Source organism: Pseudomonas sp. S5D5 (assembly GCF_003013355.1).
Lineage (GTDB): Bacteria > Pseudomonadota > Gammaproteobacteria > Pseudomonadales > Pseudomonadaceae > Aquipseudomonas > Aquipseudomonas aylmerensis.
Genome location: NZ_PTEO01000001.1, coordinates 2,308,732 through 2,324,708, shown reverse-complemented (window position 1 = coordinate 2,324,708; position 15,977 = coordinate 2,308,732). Strand labels below are relative to the sequence as shown.

Sequence of the window (15,977 nt, the reverse complement as noted above, 5' to 3'; positions counted from 1 at the left end):
CACCAGCGTCCTGTTCAACAACTCATCAAATAATTGTTTTTAAACAACTTTTCCACATGGCACAGGCCTTGCTCTCAAGCCTCCCACCAGAGCTTGAACTCAACAAGCCACCCTACCCATTGGAGTGTTGCCCATCATGAATGCATCCCGCGCCGCCGGCCACAGGCCCCGCAAGGCCTTCGCCCACACGCTGTTATTCCTCGCCCTGTGCGAGGCCGCCAGTTACAGCAGCCTGACCCTCGCCGCCGACGCCCCGGCCAGCGACAACCCCCTGGACACCGTGGTGGTGATCGGCAACCGTGGCCAGGCGCGCACTCTCGCCGAAAGCCCGGCGCCGGTGGATGTGATCTCCTCCAAGCAACTGCTCGCCACCGGCCAGGGCGACCTGACCCGCGCCTTGAGCAAGGTGCTGCCGTCGCTCAATCAGCCGGCGTCCTCCGGCTTCGGTTCCACCTCGGTGGTCCGCCCGATCAGCCTGCGTGGCCTCAACGGCGACCAGGTGCTGGTGCTGGTCAACGGCAAGCGCCGCCACAACAGCGCGCTGCTCAACAACGGCACTTACCTCAACTCCGGCTCGCAACCGGTGGACCTGGACATGATCCCCACCGCCCTGGTGGATCACGTGGAAGTGCTGCGCGATGGCGCCTCGGCCCAGTACGGCTCGGATGCGATCGGCGGCGTGGTCAACGTGGTACTCAAGCAGACCGACCACGGCGGCAGCCTGTCCACCAGCTACGGCCAGAACTATGAAAACGGCGACGGCGAAACCGCGCGCCAGACCGGCAATATCGGCCTGGCCCTGCCCAACGACGGGTTTATCAACCTGGCGCTGGACGTGAAAAAACAAAACATCTCCGACCGTTCCGACAACGCGCCGTACACCGACTCTGCCGGCAACACCAGTCTGCAGCACACCTACTACGGCACCGGCCTGCCCGAGGCGAAGAACTTCAGCCTGGGCTACAACGCCGAGCTGCCGGTGGACGATGCGCTGACCTTGTATTCGTTTTCCACCTACACCCACCGCAACTCGGAAAAGCCCCTGGCCTTCCACCAGCCGTCGAGCTTCAACGGCATCCAGACGCCCTATCCGGAAGGGATTGAAGACAACCTGCGTTTTATCGAAGAAGACTTCCAGGTCGCGTTCGGCGGCAAGGGCAAGGCCGCCGGCTGGGACTATGACCTGTCCAGCACGTTTGGCCAGGATCACGCGCGCGCCACCCTCACCGACACCTACAACCTGAGCTACGGCCCGACGTCGCCGACCTCGGTGGACACCGGGGTAAAAACCTTCAGCCAGTGGACCAACAACCTCGACCTGACCCGCGCCTTCGACCTCGGCCTGTACAAGCCCACGCAGATTTCCTGGGGCCTGGAACATCGCTACGAGGATTACAAGATCGGCAAGGGTGACGTAGCCTCCTACGCCAGCGGGCCTTTCAGCACCGGTGCCAACGGCGCGCTGATCCCGCCTGGGACCATTTCCGGTGCCGGCACCACGCCCGCCGACGCCGCCGAGAAAAGCCGCGACAGCCTGGCCGCCTACGGCGAAATCGGCCAGGACTTCACCGATAAATGGCACGTCGACCTGGCCGGGCGCTACGAGCATTACGACGACGGCTCCGGCAACACCACCAACGGCAAGCTCTCCACGCGCTACCAGCTGACCCCGATCCTGGCCGTGCGCGGCACCGTCAGCACCGGCTTTCGCGCACCATCGCTGGCCCAGCAGATCTACAGCGCCACCTCGCAGACCAGCGTGAATGGCCAGCTGTTCGACTACCGCAACGTGGCGGTCGACTCCGACGTGGCCAAGGCCCTGGGCGCGAGCAAGCTCAAGCCGGAAAAATCCACCAACTTCAGCCTTGGCATCACCCTGCAACCCACGGACGCCACCAACATCACCCTCGATGCGTACCAGATCAAAATCAAGGACCGTATCGCCCAGACCGGCTACCTCGGCGGCACCCCGCAGATCAGCGCGATTCTCGCCGCCGCCGGGCTCAACCCGAACCAGGCCGTCACCTACTTCACCAACGCCCTGGACACCACCACCCGAGGTATCGACCTGGTCGGCGACTATCGCCAGGACATCGGCGCCTGGGGCAGCCTGAAATACTCTGCGGGCTTCAACTGGAACACCACGCAGATCGACGACATCCACGCGTCCGCCGTCGCTGCCCAGGCCCTCGGCCCGGACGGTGGCTACGACCGTCAGCGCCAGGGCAACCTCAAGTACGGCCTGCCGCAATCCAAGCTGCTGCTGGGCACCACCTGGACCTACGACAAGCTGGAAGTCGGCCTCAACCTGACCCGCTACGGCGAATACACCCAGTACGGTACGGCTGAAATCTACGACCGCACCTTCTCGCCGGCGTGGATCACCGACCTCAATATCGACTACCACCTGACCCCGGCAATCACTCTGAATGCGGGCGCCAACAACCTGTTCAACAAGTACCCGGAACGCACCGACCTGGCCAGCAGCTCGGGCGGCTTCCCCTACGGCAACTTCTCGCCCTACGGCACCACCGGCGGCTACTGGTACACCGGCGTGACCTACAACTTCTGACCCAGCCCACGGGGCCGGTTCGCCGGCTCCGTGCCTGACCTCGATGGGAGCCTGTTCATGACCCGCCGCACCGATCAACTCAAACTGGGGGCCTTCCTCGCCAACAGCGGCCACCACGTGGCTGCCTGGCGTCACCCTCTCGCCCAGGCCGATGCCAGCCTGGATTTCGAGCACTTCAAGCACATCGCGCAAACCGCCGAGCGCGGCAAGTTCGACGCGCTGTTCATCGCCGATGTGGTCGCGCTGTGGGGCCATCACCACGACGCCCTCAGCCGCACCGCCCGCGCCGAACACTTCGAGCCGCTGACGCTGATGTCGGCCCTGGCCGCCGTGACCCGCAATATCGGCCTGATCGCCACCGCCACCACCACCTACAACGAGCCGTACCATATCGCGCGCAAGTTCGCCTCCCTCGACCACCTGTCCAAGGGCCGTGCCGCCTGGAACCTGGTGACCTCGGTGGTCTCCGACGAAGCCTGGAATTTCGGCCGGGAAAACCACGTGGACCATGGCGACCGCTACCAGCGCGCCGAAGAATTCCACGACGTGGTCAAGGACCTGTGGGACAGCTGGGACGACGACGCCTTCACCCGCGACAAGGCCAGCGGTGAATACTTCGACCCGGCCAAGTTGCACACCCTCAACCACCGGGGCGAACACTTTGCCGTCCGGGGGCCGCTCAACGTGGCACGTCCGCCCCAGGGCCACCCGGTGCTGGTACAGGCCGGTGCTTCGGAGCCGGGCAAGCAGCTGGCCGCGCGCGTCGCCGAACTGATCTTTGCCCACGCCCATAGCCTTGAAAGCGCCCAGGCGTTCTACCAGGACATCAAGCAACGCGCCGCCGCCCTCGGGCGCGACCCGGACCACGTCAAAATCCTGCCCGGTGTCACCCCGTTCATCGCCGATACCCGCGAGCAGGCCCAGGCGCTGTTCGAGGAATTCCAGGCGCTGATCGACCCGGTGCTGGGCCTGCGCCTGCTGGCCGACACCCTGGGCGATGACATCGACCTGTCCGGCCATGACCTCGACGGCCCGCTGCCAGACACCCCGGTGGGCCAGCGTGGCAGCCGTCGCGACAAAGTGCTGGAACTGGCGCGCAGTGAAAACCTCAGCATCCGCCAGTTGTACCTGCGCCTGGCTGGCGGCAACCCGGTGATCGGGACCGCCGAGGACGTCGCCGATTACTTCGAGCGATGGTTCCAGGCTCGAGCCTGCGATGGCTTCAATGTGTTCTTCCCGTACTTTCCCGGCGCCATCGACCTGTTCGTCGAGCAGGTGATCCCGCTGCTGCAGGCGCGCGGCCTGTTCCGTCTCGAATACGAAGGCACCACCCTGCGCGACAACCTCGGCCTGCCGCGCCCGCCCAACCGCTTTACCCAAGGAGCCACCGCATGAAACGCAGCGCATGGATGCTCGCCTTTGGCAGCCTGATCGCCTCCAAGGCGTTTGCCTTGAACATTTTGCTGAGCAACGACGACGGTTATCAACACCCCAATATTCGCGCCCTGTACACCGAGCTCAAGGCCCAGGGCCACAACGTCAAGATTGCCGCGCCGCAAAGTGACCAGAGTGCACGTGGCGGCGCGTTCTTTTTCGGCCGCGAAGTGACGGTCGGCCACGACAGCGACCCGGCCTATCCGGACAGCTATTACCTCAGCACCTTTGAAAAAGGCGTGTGCCAGAGCGCCGACTGCGCCGGCAAGGAAGTGCAGATCGAAATCAGCGGCACACCAGTGATGGCACTGCTGATGGGCTTGAATAAAATCCTGCCGCACCCCGACTTGGTGATTGTTGGTCCCAACCCCGGCAACAACCTGGGCGCGATCAATATGGCCTCCGGCACCTTCAATGCTGCCAGCGTGGCGTTGCAGGCCGGGATCCCGGCGTTGGCGGTGAGTACCGACCTGAAGGAAAAAGACCCGCAGCGCGCCGCCCTGCTGGTGGCGAAACTGGTCAAGGCCCTCGATCAACATCGCCAGCCCAACGGCGCGCTGTTGCCGCCGGGCCTGGGCCTGAACATCAACTTGCCCAAGGAGGCGCAGATCAAAGGCGTGAAACTCACCCGGGTCGGCAGCTATGTGGGTTTCGAGGCGCTCTACACCGACGACCTCAAGCAGTTCAACCTGCCGGGCAAGCCGGGCATTGGTTTTCAGTACAGCCCTGCCGCGACGGCTGCGCAACAGAACGACGAAGCGGTTTGGCTGAACAAGGGTTACCTGACCATCAGCCCCTTCAGTGGCCTGCCGGAATCGGTCAGCGCAGGCCCGGCGCTGCAAAAGCAATTGGCGCAGGAGGTGAAACCATGAGTGGCGGCTTTTCCCTGGGGTTCCTCAGCCGGGTCTACAGCCCCAGCGCTGACCCCAAGGTCTACCGCGACACCCTGGAACTGTTCAAGGTCGCCGAGGCGCTGGGCTTCGACAGCGGCTGGGTGGCGCAGCACCACTTCGCCAGTGAGCACGGACGCCTGCCTGCGCCGCTGGTATTGCTTGCCGCCGTGGCCCAACGCACGCGGCACATCAGCCTCGGCACCGGGATTATCGTGCTGCCCCAGGAACCCCCGCTGCGCCTCGCGGAAGACGCGGCGGTGCTCGACCTGCTGAGCAATGGCCGCCTGGAGTTGGGCCTCGGCGCAGGTTTCGACCCCGAGACGTTCCTCGCCTTTGGCCGCGACCATGACGCGCGCCACCGTGACTACGAACAACACCTGCACCAGTTGCTCAACGCACTCGGCAACGCGCCCCTGACCGACAGCGGCTCGCGCCTGCTGCCACGCGCCAACGGCTTGAGCCATCGGTTGTGGGAGGCGACCTCCCGCGTGGAACTGGTCGCCGAACGCGGCCACGGCCTGATCATGGCACCCAACCCGCACCAGCCCGCCGACGCCGGCACAGACCTGGTGAACCGCTACCGCAATGCCTGGACCGGCGACAACGGCACCCCGGCGCGGGTCGCGCGGGTGCAGGCGCTGTTCCCGGCACCGGACGACGCCACCCGCAACGACATCCGCGCCTATGTGCAGCGCCAGCAACGCATTGGCGTGTTCAAGGGCGCGATCGATGACGATTTCGACACGACCCTCAAGCGCCTCGGCGTCCTGCACGGCCCGGTACAGCAGATGGTCGAGCAGTTGCAGCAAGGTCCGGCGCTGACCGCCCACGACCAGCTGATCCTGCAGGTGCAGACCGTCAGCACGCCGTTGCGCGATGCCATTCGCGCGCTGGAAATCATCCGCGAACACATTGCCCCAGCCCTGGGCTGGCAGCCCACAGGAACCCCGTCATGACGTTCAAACTGGGCTTTCTCAGCCACGCTTTTGGCGATGATCCACAGCAGGTCTACCGCGACCTGATCGAACAATTCGAAGTGGCCGAAGCCCTCGGTTTCGACAGCGGCTGGATTGCCCAGCACCACCTCAGCAACGGCTTCGGGCGCCTGCCGTCACCCTTGGTGTTGCTGGCGGCGGTGGCCGAGCGCACGCAGCGTATCGGGCTGGGTACCGGCGTGATCGTATTGCCTTTCGAAGACCCGATCCGCCTGGCCGAGGACGCCAGCGTGCTCGACGCCTTGAGCGGCGGCCGTGTGCAACTGGGCCTGGGCAGCGGCGGCGCCAACCTGGACAATTTCAGTGCGTTCGAGCGCGACCCGAGTCGACGCCAGGCTGAGTTCGCCGAGCGCCAGCAAACGCTTCAACGGCTGCTGGAGGGCGAGCTACTGACGGGTGGGCTTACACTGCAGCCGCCCGCGCGCGGTTTGAGCCAGCGCCTGTGGCACTCCCACGCCAGCATCGACGGCGCCACCTACACCGCCGAACAGGGCAACGGCCTGCTGCTGGGCACCGCGACCCATGATCCGCTGACCGTGCAAAAGCCCTTGGCCGATGCGTACCTCAAGGCCTGGTCCCACCCAGGCCGCGCGCCGCGTATCGGCGTGGTCCGCGCGGTGTTCCCGGCGGCGGACCGCGCCAGCGCCCAGGCGGAGCTGGCGGTGGATATCGAGCGGCACATCCCGCGCCTGCAACGCGAAGGCCTGATCGACCAGGCCGTCGACCTGCAGAAACACCTGCGCCTGATGAATGTGCACCACGGCCATCCCGATGAAGTGATTGAAAGCATGCAGCACGATCCCTCGCTGCTGCCTTATGCTGATGACCTGATCGCTGTCGTCCAGGCCGAAAGTTCGACCCAGGCGCAGATTCTCAAGCGCCTGGAAATCCTCGCCAGGGACATTGCCCCGGCCTTGGGTTGGAAAAGACCATGAAGAGTGGAGCGTGTGCATGCCCTTAGCATTCAGCTGGCTGATGCCCCTGTGTACCCCTGACTGGGCGGCACGGCCGGGGCAGTGGATTCAGCTGGCCCAAGCCGTGGAATACGCCGGCCTCGACGGCCTGTGGATTCCCGGCGGGGCCTTGTGTGCCGACAGCCTGGGCGTGGCGGCGGCGTTGTGCGCGCACACCCGGCGGGTGCAATTGTCGGTGAGCGTGCCGCCCGAGGTGATGCTGCCGGCGGCGTTGGCCACGACCTTGCAAAGCCTGCAATCGATCAGCAACCACCGCGTGCAGTTGCACCTGCCCAACAGTGAGCGCAGCGCGTTTGGCGAATGGCTCAACCGCGACCAGCGCAGCGAACGCATCGGCGAATACCTGGACATCCTCCAGCAACTGCTCGCGCCCAATGACACCGGCCTCGACTACCAAGGCCGTTACTTCCAGCTGGAAAACGCCGGCGTCGCCCGCCGTGAGTTGCCCGCGCCCGCGCTGGTGCTGGACGACAGCCAGAGCCACACGCTGCTCGCCGCGCATGCCCAGACCTGCCTGCTTGCGCCCGGCCCTCCCAAGGCGCTGGCCAAGGAAATCCAGGGCTGGCGCGCGATTCAACCGTCGCTCAAATTTGCCTGCACCTTTGGCCTGATCCTTGGCGACAGCGAAGACCTCGCCTGGGAAACCGCCGCCACGCTGCTGCCGGTGCCGGCGTTGCCCGACGAGCTGCTGGCCACCCTGCCCCGCGCCCGTCACCCGCTGCGCCAATGGGAAGTGCACCCGAACCTGCTGCAGTTGGCGCCGGGCCAGCCGCTGATCCTGGTCGGCACGGCGCAACAGATCGCTACGCGCCTGCAGGAACTGCACGGGCTGGGTTTGAGCCAATTGATCCTGGAAGGCGGGCCGGCGGTCAGCGAAGTGCTGCGCTTTGGCGAACAGGTTGTCCCTCTCTTGCGCAAGGAGCGCTCATGAACACTGATGCACGCCCACCGATCCAGCTGGACTGGTTCCTGCCCACCAATGGCGACGGGCGCCACCTCACCAGCAGCGGCTTGCCCAAGGTCGGGCTGTTCCAGCAAGGCGAACGCGCGCCGACCCTGGATTACCTGCGCCAGATCGTGCGCGCCACCGAACAGGCCGGCTTCGACGGCATCATGGTGCCGACTGCCAGCGGCTTTGAAGACCCCTGGCTGATCACCGCCGTGCTGGCCCAGGAAGTGCGTCGCCTGAAATTCCTGCTGACCCTGCGTCCTGGCCTGGAGCTGCCCGCCTACACCGCGCACCGCGCGGCGACCTTGCAACTGCTCAGCGAAAACCGCCTGGCATTGCACGTAGTGACCGGTTCCAGCCGCTTCGAGCAGCGCTCCCTCGGCGACTTTCTCGAGCACGACGAACGCTACGCGCGCACCGCCGAGTTCCTGCAAGTGTTCCAGGCCGTCTGGGCCGGCCAGCCACCGACGCACCCCGGCCGTTATTACCGCAGCGGCATCCACACGCCCATGGCGCCGGGGGCGACTGCGCCGCCGATCTACTTCGGCGGCGCGTCCGAAGCCGCCGAACGCGTTGGCGCGGCCCATGGGCAAACCTACCTGATGTGGTGCGAGCCGCCTGCGATGATCGCCGAACGCATCCAGCGCATGCGCGACCTCGCTGCCGCCCAGGGCCGTACCCTGCGCTTCGGCCTGCGCCTGCACGTGTTCGCCGCGCCTACCGATGAGGCGGCATGGGCGCATGTGGAGCGTTTGCTGGAAGAAATCCCCAAGGATGCCATCGACCAGGCGCAACGGCAGATGGCGACGTATGAGTCCGTCGGCCAGAGCCGGCAGACCCAGTTGATGCAAGGCCGTGGCCGTGGGGCGCGGGAGCTGGAAGTGTCAGCCAACCTGTGGGCCGGGGTCGGCCTGGTGCGGGGTGGCGCCGGCACCGCGCTGGTGGGCAGTTATGCACGGGTGGCTGAGCGGATCGAGGAGTATCACCAGTTGGGCGTGGACAGCTTTATCCTGTCCGGTTTTCCGCACCTGGAAGAGGCGATTCATGTGGGGGCGGAGGTGTTGCCGCTGCTGCGCAACACTGGCGGTCAGGGCGACCGCCAGTAGAACCGGGTTACTGTGACTGTTTCTGGGCCGGCACGGGTTCTTCGCTGTACTTGCGCAGTGCTTCTACCTCGGATTTCTGATCCAAAAAACCATCCCCGGGTGTGCTGCCCGAATGCCTGTAAAGACTTGAGTCTTTATCAATTTCATTGGCTTTATCGGCTAACTTCTGCAACGCATCGGCGCGCTTGCTTGGATCTTTATTGGCGTCGGTGAAATCACCTACGTGTTTTTTTAGACCCTCAAACAACCTTTGCTTGTCAGGCCTGAAAGCATCGTCATTCGACAGGATTCCCCGGTTCAGAATAGGGTTGTCCTTGAGGACCTGCTGCAAGCGCGCTTCACCGTCGGGATTATCCTGATTATTTGTGATGCCGGGTTGCGTGTTTTGGGCGACTTGAGAAAGCGGGGAAATTGCAGGGTTATCGTTAATATAAAAGCTCATGGCTACCTTGTTTTCAAAGTTCAATTGCACTGGAACGTCCCCCTGAATGCATCAGGGACGCTCACGTTATTGGTGACGGCGACGAAATAGTTCCCGGGAATGTGAGACAACTGTCGTTCTTTAAGCGAATTTCTTTCAGCGCGCCGTAGGCAGTTATCCTCGTACGTATAGGACCTGTAGGCAGGCCGCATGTATTGGCGCGTTCGACCGTGGCCAACCTGCCGGAGGTGGCGGGTTGGCGATGGCGGCGGGTCATCGACTTTACTCGTTGCTGATAGACCGCCATCGCCGGCAAGCCGGCGCCCATAGGTTGTTGGGTCAGAGTCGACGGCGGCGGTTGAGGTGGGGGATGGCCGTGGGCGGCGCTTCCACGCGTTGCACCGGGATCACGGTGGCGGCGGCCAGCTGCGCCAGGGTCGGGTGGCTGAACAGCGTCCGCGCATCGACTGCCAACCCGGCCTTGCGCAGGCGCGCCACCAGGTTCACCGCCAGCAATGAATGCCCGCCCAGCTCGAAGAAATGATCGTGGCGCCCTACCCGCTCCAGCTTCAACACCTCGGCCCAGATGCCCGACATTAAGGTTTCCACCTCGCCCAGTGGAGCCTCGTAAGCGCGACTGACCACCGCCTCCATCCCTGGCTCCGGCAGCGCCTTGCGGTCGAGTTTGCCGGCCGGGTTGAGTGGCAAGGTGTCGAGTTGCACAAACGCAGCCGGCACCATGACCTCCGGCAATTGCTCCAGCATATGCGCGCGCAATGCCTGCAGGCTCGGCGGCTCGGCGCGCACGGTGAAGTACGCCACCAAGCGTTCATCCCGGATCAACACCGCCACTTCGCGCAACGCCGGATGCGCCAGCAGGCGCGACTCGATCTCCCCCAGCTCCAGGCGCACGCCGCGCAGCTTGACCTGGAAGTCATTGCGCCCGAGGAATTCAAGGTTGCCATCGGGCAAATAGCGCACCAGGTCGCCGGTGCGATACAAGCGGTCACCGGCCACGAACGGGCTGTCGATAAAGCGCTCGGCGGTCATTTGCTCCAGGCCCAGGTAGCCGCGCGCAACACCGACGCCGCCAATATGCAACTGGCCGCTGACGCCCAGCGGCACCGGCGCATCGTGCTCGTCCAGCACATACAGGCGGGTGTTGCTGATCGCGCGGCCGATCGGCAGTTGCCGCGCGGGCACGGGTGCGCCGGGGGCCAGGGTCCACGCGCTGCTGTCCACCGTGGCTTCGGTGGGGCCGTAGACGTTATGCAAGCGCACCTGGGGCAAACGCGCCTGCACGCCACGCGCCAGGGCTTCAGTGAGTTCGCCGCCGCCACACAGCACGTCGGTGAGGCTGGTGCACAGGGCGGATTCTTGCAGTTCGAGGAACTGCTGCAGCATCGCCGGCACGAACTTGATCACGGTGATCCGCTGCTCGCGAATCACCTGCGCCAGGTACGCCGGCTCGCGATGCCCATCGGGCCGCGCCAGCACCAGGCGCATGCCGTTGGCCAGCGGCCAGAACAGCTCCCACACCGAGCCATCGAAGCTGAAGGGCGCGCGCTGCAACACCGCGCCGCCCTCGGCATTCGGGCACAGCTGCGAGCCCCAGTGCAGCAGGTTGCCCAGGCCACGGTGTTCGATCATCACCCCCTTGGGCGTACCGGTGGAGCCCGAGGTGTACATCACATACGCGAGGTTGGCGACACTCAGGCCCGGTACCCGTGGATTGCCGTCCGGCGCCTGGCTCCAGGCGCAGCGGTCGAAGTCGATCACCGGGATTGTCACGTCACCCATCACCTCGCGTGTGGCGGCGTGCACCAGCAACGCCACTGGCTGGCTGTCGTGCAGCATGTAGGCCAGGCGCTCGCGCGGGTAGCCCGGATCCAGCGGCACGTAGGCGCCACCGGCCTTGAGGATCGCCAGCAAGCCGACCACCAGGTCCAGCCCGCGCTCGACGCACAGCGCCACCCGCGAATCCGGCTGCACGCCGCGCTCGCGCAGAGCGTAGGCAAGCTGGTTGGCGCGTTCGTTGAGCTGTCGATAAGTCAGGTGCTGCTCGCCGGCCTGCACCGCAATGGCATGCGGGATTTGCCGCGCGTGGGCTTCAAACAATGCTTGCACGGTAAGGGTGTCGGGGTAGTCGCTGGCGGTGGCATTGAAGCCCACCAGCAATGTCTGCAACTCGTGGGCGGGCACCACTTGCACCTCGCGCAACGGCGTTTGCGGGGCGTGCTCCAACGCCGCCGCCAAGCCGTCCAATGCGCTGTCGAGGTAGCCCAGCAAGCGCTCGGCGCCGACCTGGCGCGGCGCCTTGGCCTTGAGTTGGAAGCCACTGGCGGTATCGTCCACGGTGAGCATCAACGGGTAGCTGAGGATGTCTTCGCTGCTGAGCAAGGCGATGCCGGGGACCAGTTTCGGCTGTGGGTCGGCGCCGGTGTGGCGGTAGTTGAGCAAGCTGTTGAACAACGGTGTCGTACCGCTGCAACGCTGGGCCAGGGCGAGCGAGGCATGTTCGTGGGCCAGCAAGGCACTGAGTTGCCGATGGGTGTCGTGCACGGCCTCGATGACTGTCTGCCCGGCCAGGCGCAGGCGCAGCGGCAGGGTATTGATGAACATGCCCAGGGCGCGGTCGGCGCCCTCGCCCGCTTGCAGGCGGCCGAGCAAGACGGTGCCGAACACCACATCCTCGCGGCCGGCCACGCGGCTGAGCACCTGGGCCCAGGCCAGGTGGAACAGACCGGCGGCGCTGACCCCAAGCGCACGCGCCTGGGCCCTGAGGCGCTGGTTAAGGGCATCGCCGACCGGCTGTTCGAAGGCGTCGATGTGCTTACGATCCGCCTGGCGCGCCTGCACACCGAAGGCCAGGGTCGGTTCATCCACAGCGGCCAGGCGCTCGCGAAAGAACGCCTCGTGGGCGGCCTGGCGCGCTGGCACGCGGGCCTGCGCCACCACGTTGCGATACGGTACCGATGGCGGTAGTTGGGCCTGCTCACCGAGCAAGTGAGCGCGAATTTCATCCACCAGCACGGCGGTCGAGGCGGCGTCGTTGATCAGGTGATGAAACCGCAGGCGCGCGATCCAGCGCTGGTGCTGGGGCTCTTCGGCGTAGTCCAGGGCCATCAGCGGGGCCTGGCGCAAGTCGAGCGGTTCAGCCGGTTCGCGCAGCGGTTCGACGTGCAATTGCGCATGGCGCCACACCACCTGCATCGGCTGCTCCAGGGCGTCCCACGCGAGGCTGGTGCGCAGGATATCGTGGCGGTTGATCACCTGTTGCAGCGCCTGCGCGAAGGCGTCCAACTGGTCGCGGCGCGCGAAGCTGAACAACGCGTGTTGCTGATAGGGATCGCGCTCGTCGGTGAGGTGGTGGTAGAGCAAGCCTTCCTGCAACGGCGCCAGCGGATAGATCTCCTGCACATTGGCGGCGCCACCGGGGACGCCGGCGACAATGCGCTCGATGCTCGGCGGATCCAGCTCGGCCAGGACCAGTAACTGCGGGGTGATGCGCAGGCAATCCGCCGGCACCCGATTGGCCGGTACCGGCTCATCGCGACCTTCACTCACGGCCGCCAGCGCGGCCAGGGTCGGCTGGCCGAACAGCACCTGTACATCGGCCTGCAGCCCCACCTGGCGCATGCGTTGCACCAGTTGCACCGCCAGCAACGAGTGCCCGCCAAGTTCAAAAAAGTGGTCATGCCGACCCACCTGCTGCACCTGCAACAGCTCGGCCCAGAGCTGCGCCAGGGTGGTTTCCACGCCTGCACGCGGGGCCTCGAACAGGCGCGTGACAAAGGCTGCCTGGGTCGGTGTCGGCAGCGCCTTGCGATCCAGCTTGCCGTTGCTGGTCAGGGGCAGCGCGTCCAACTGCACATAGGCCACGGGCAACATGTAGTCCGGCAGCGAGGCGTGCAGATGGGTGCGCAGGGCTTCGGGCGCAATCGCATGCTGCGGGATAAACCACGCCAGCAGTTGCCCTTCACGGTACTGCACCACCGCGTCCTTGACCGCCGGATGGGTGACCAGCGCCGCTTCGATTTCCCCCAGTTCGATGCGCACGCCACGGATTTTCACCTGGTCGTCATTGCGCCCCAGGTACTCAAGGTTGCCGTCGGGCAGCCAGCGCGCGAGGTCGCCGGTGCGGTACATCCGGCCAGCATTGAAAGGATCATCGAGAAAGCGCTCGGCGTTCAGTTCGGGGCGATTCAGGTAACCACGCGCCACGCCCCGGCCGCCGACGTACAACTCCCCCACTGCGCCAATCGGCACCGGGCGCTGCCGGGCGTCCAGCAGGTAGACGCGGGCATTCGCGACAGGCGCACCGATATGCACGGGCTGGCCCGCCTCCACCCGGCCGGACGTCGCGACCACCGTGGCTTCCGTGGGGCCGTAGTTGTTGATGACCTCGAAGGTCTGCGCCTGGTTGAAGCTGCGCAGGCGGTCGCCGCCGACCAGCAAGGTGCGCAGGGTCGGATGGCCCTGCTGCTGGCTGAAGGCGTATTCGGCCACCGGCGTCGGCAGAAACCCCACCTGCAACGGCTGGGCGCGCCACCAGTGCAGCAGCGCGTCGATGTCCTCCGCGCCATCGTGGGCCGGTGGCAGGTGCAGCGTCGCGCCGACGCACAAGGCCGGCCAGACTTCCCAGGCCATCGCATCAAACCCGAAGCCGGCGACGCTGGCGGTGTGGCTGCCGGCGTTCAGGTCGAAGGCCCGGCAGTGCCAGTCGACCAGATTGGCCACGGTGCGGTGCTCGACCATCACGCCCTTGGGCAACCCGGTGGAACCGGAGGTGTAGATCACATAGGCGAGGTTCGCCGCGCTGACCGCTACGCGCGGATTGCCGGCCCGGTGAGAGGCCGGGCGATCCAGCAGGACTACCGGCACGTCCAGCGCCGGCAGGCGCGCCAGCAGCCCGTGCTGGGTCAGCACCACCACCGGCGCGCTGTCGTGCAGCAGGTAATGCAAGCGTTCCGCCGGATGCGCGGGGTCCACCGGCACGTAGCAGGCGCCGGACTTGAGGATCGCCAGGAGTGCCACCAGCGTGTCCGGGCTGCGCCGCGCCAGGATCGCCACGCGATCATCCGGCTGCACCCCATGTTCGAGCAACTGATGGGCCAGGGCGTTGGCCTGTTGATCGAGCTGGGCGTAGGTCAGTTGCCGGCCCTGCTGCACCACGGCGACGGCGTCCGGTGCGCGCGCGGCCTGCGCTTCGATACGGGTGTGCAGCGTGTACGGTTCGGCACTGGGCTGCGCGGTGGCATTGAAGCGTTGCAACTGGGCGTGCTCGGCAGGCGTGAGCAGGGAAAACTCGCCGATCGGCTGCGCGGTGTCCGCCAGGCCTTGTTCCAGCAGCCAGCTAAAACGTCGTGCCAGCGCCTGCACTTCGTCGTGCTGGAAGTAAGCCTGGTGGTACACGCAATGCAGGCTCGCGGTGGCCTGGCAGCGGTTGCTGCGCAAGTGGATGGCGAGGGGCAGCGCTTCATGGTGGTTGGAGACTTTGACGGCACGCGCCTGGACCTGGCCGAAGCGCAGATCGTGGTCGTCCTGTTCGAACGATACCGACAGATCAAACAGCTGGCCGCGATCGCTGCGGCGCAGGCCGAGTTCGCGGTTCATCTCGCTCAGGGGAAAACGCTGGTGGCGAAAATCCTGCTGGAGCTGATCCCGCACACCGCGCACCAGCGCGCCGAACGTCAGCTGTTCGCTGAAGCTGAAACGCACCGCGCTGACCTGGGTGAACAAGCCGACCGTGGCGCGAAAAGCCGCGTTGGAACGGTTGAGAATCGGCAGTCCCACCACCCACTCATCGCGCTGGTAGGCGCGGGTGAAATACACATACAGCGTCGCCAGCAGCACATGGAACGCCGAGGCCTGGTAACGGCTGGCCACCGCCTCCATGCGGTCCAGCAACGCCACCGGGAACGGCTCGACCAGTGTGTGACTGGCCGTCGGCGTGGCGTGGCGTGGCACCAGCAGTGGCTCGGGCAAGGTCGGGTAGCGGTCGAGCCAATAGGCACGGTCGCGGGGGTAGCGCGCGGACGCGTGGTAGCGCTGGTCGGCCTCGATAAAGTCGCCATAGGACGGTGCCAGGCACTCAGGCTGCCGGCCTTGCTCCAGCGCGCTGTACAGCTGCGCCAGCGATTGCAGCATCTGGCCGAACCCCCAGCCGTCGAGGATCAGGTGGTGGGCCTGGGTACCGAGGCGATAGTGATGGTCATCGAGCTTGACCAGGAAAAAATGCCACAGCGGCCCGCCGTCCAAGGCATAGGGCCGGGCCATGTGCGCCTGCATCAAGGCCTGGGCCGCCGCCTGCGGATCGGCATGGGCGCACAGGTCGTGCAAGGGCACGTGCAGCGTCAAGCTGGCGGCGAAGGTCTGGCGTGGCAAGCCGTCGGCGTCGCTGTGCAGTTGGGTGCGCAAGGCATCGTGCAGCGCTACCAACTGCTCGATGGCGCGCTGCATCAGCACGGGCTCCACCGCACCCGCGAAGTCGACATAGCCGCCGATGTTGTACAGCGGCGAATCGCCCGCGCGCAGTTGGTCGAGCCAGATGTCCTGCTGGGCGGCGGTGAGGGGGAAGCTGGGAGAATGCTTCATAAGATCCTTCTCATGGGTATCAGGCGCTGGCCACTC

The 15,977-nt window shown here is 65.7% G+C and carries 9 protein-coding genes; 7 read left to right on the top strand and 2 right to left on the bottom strand.

Annotated features, from left to right (window positions below; genetic code table 11):
• Positions 1-136 precede the first annotated feature (136 nt).
• Genes C9990_RS10955 through C9990_RS10925 form a run of 7 tightly spaced genes read left to right on the top strand, consistent with a single transcriptional unit; the run spans position 137 to position 8,923 of the window.
• Positions 137-2,572, top strand: coding sequence for a TonB-dependent siderophore receptor (locus C9990_RS10955; RefSeq protein WP_106803293.1), 2,436 nt, complete (start codon positions 137-139; stop codon positions 2,570-2,572).
• Between the two features lie 57 nt (positions 2,573-2,629).
• Positions 2,630-3,967 (top strand): LLM class flavin-dependent oxidoreductase, encoded by a 1,338-nt coding sequence (locus C9990_RS10950; protein WP_065904105.1) that lies wholly within the window; start codon positions 2,630-2,632, stop codon positions 3,965-3,967.
• Positions 3,964-4,878, top strand: a complete 915-nt coding sequence (locus C9990_RS10945) for a 5'/3'-nucleotidase SurE (protein WP_106803292.1) — start codon at positions 3,964-3,966, stop codon at positions 4,876-4,878. The genes C9990_RS10950 and C9990_RS10945 overlap by 4 nt, the downstream gene beginning before the upstream one ends.
• Positions 4,875-5,855, top strand: coding sequence for an LLM class flavin-dependent oxidoreductase (locus C9990_RS10940; protein ID WP_106803291.1), 981 nt, complete (start codon positions 4,875-4,877; stop codon positions 5,853-5,855). Before C9990_RS10945 ends, C9990_RS10940 begins: the two co-directional genes overlap by 4 nt.
• Positions 5,852-6,829 carry an LLM class flavin-dependent oxidoreductase gene (locus C9990_RS10935; RefSeq protein ID WP_106803290.1) on the top strand — a complete coding sequence of 326 codons (978 nt, stop codon included), beginning with the start codon at positions 5,852-5,854 and terminating at the stop codon, positions 6,827-6,829. Before C9990_RS10940 ends, C9990_RS10935 begins: the two co-directional genes overlap by 4 nt.
• A 16-nt stretch (positions 6,830-6,845) precedes the next feature.
• Positions 6,846-7,799 carry an LLM class flavin-dependent oxidoreductase gene (locus C9990_RS10930; protein WP_065904116.1) on the top strand — a complete coding sequence of 318 codons (954 nt, stop codon included), beginning with the start codon at positions 6,846-6,848 and terminating at the stop codon, positions 7,797-7,799.
• Positions 7,796-8,923 carry an LLM class flavin-dependent oxidoreductase gene (locus C9990_RS10925; protein ID WP_065904119.1) on the top strand — a complete coding sequence of 376 codons (1,128 nt, stop codon included), beginning with the start codon at positions 7,796-7,798 and terminating at the stop codon, positions 8,921-8,923. The genes C9990_RS10930 and C9990_RS10925 overlap by 4 nt, the downstream gene beginning before the upstream one ends.
• Positions 8,924-8,930: 7 nt before the next feature.
• On the opposite strand, the gene C9990_RS10920 is transcribed toward C9990_RS10925, so the two are convergent.
• The gene (locus C9990_RS10920) at positions 8,931-9,395 is read right to left on the bottom strand and encodes a hypothetical protein (RefSeq protein ID WP_157955066.1); all 465 of its coding nucleotides are present in this window, start codon (positions 9,393-9,395) and stop codon (positions 8,931-8,933) included.
• A 288-nt stretch (positions 9,396-9,683) separates the two neighbouring features.
• On the bottom strand, positions 9,684-15,941 hold the full coding sequence (locus C9990_RS10915) for a non-ribosomal peptide synthetase (RefSeq protein ID WP_106803288.1): 6,258 nt from the start codon (positions 15,939-15,941) through the stop codon (positions 9,684-9,686).
• Positions 15,942-15,977: the final 36 nt, after the last annotated feature.